1 protein-coding gene is annotated in these 275 nt (G+C 57.8%); it reads right to left on the bottom strand.

Translation table 11 applies throughout. From position 1 onward, the window contains the following. Positions 1–209 (bottom strand): hypothetical protein (locus AC0IW7_RS24805; protein ID WP_471821497.1); only part of this gene is annotated, 209 nt, incomplete at its 3' end. Between the last annotated feature and the right edge of the window lie 66 nt (positions 210–275).

Here is a 275-nt window from a genome sequence, read left to right as displayed (position 1 = left end):
GCTAACCCAACTACTACCTCCCCATTGCCGCTAATCCCTTTTACCGCGAGCCCAGCGGCACCGTTCTGCAAGCTCCCTATATCCAACATCACAGCCTGCGCCGGCTGACTGCCCAATACGGTGAGCGCGACAAGCGCGGTGGCGGAAATGAAGTGCCAAGGCGTGAGCGCCTTGGCAAGGGAACTCGGAATAAAAGGAATCGATTTCATGGCAAGCACACCGGAGGAAAAATGAGGTGGCAAGCTTGGTGATGACGTGGGGGCGGGTGCTGCCAT

The sequence above is a fragment of the Pseudomonas sp. AC229 genome, from assembly GCF_979254655.1.
Note: the sequence above shows the minus strand (reverse complement) of the source record. Positions and strands in the feature narration are given on the sequence as shown.